At 38.0% G+C, this 258-nt stretch carries 1 protein-coding gene; it reads right to left on the minus strand.

Going from position 1 to position 258, the window contains the following annotated elements:
* A partial coding sequence (locus R0K30_RS22520) for a manganese efflux pump (protein WP_410613136.1) occupies nucleotides 1-149 on the minus strand: 149 nt, incomplete at its 3' end.
* Between the last annotated feature and the right edge of the window lie 109 nt (nucleotides 150-258).

Below are 258 nucleotides of genomic sequence, written 5' to 3' on the forward strand. Positions count from 1 at the left end.
CCGATATAACTGAATACAAAACAGATAAAAGCGATCATCATATTCGACGCATGCGATATTTTGATTTTTCTGATGCCGTATGACATCCCCACTCCTAAATTATCAATGCTCGAGGACACTGCCAAACCTAAAATCAATAACCAAGCCATGTTCGTTTCTCTCCATTCTTTGATGTCTTTTCAACATGTTGTGCCGTTGAATCTACACTATCCTATTCAGCCGCACAGAAAAGGTACCTTTTCTGCAAAAATTATTGAT

It is taken from the genome of Bacillus sp. SIMBA_154 (assembly GCF_046536015.1).
In the GTDB taxonomy this organism is placed as follows: Bacteria; Bacillota; Bacilli; order Bacillales; family Bacillaceae; genus Bacillus; species Bacillus pumilus_P.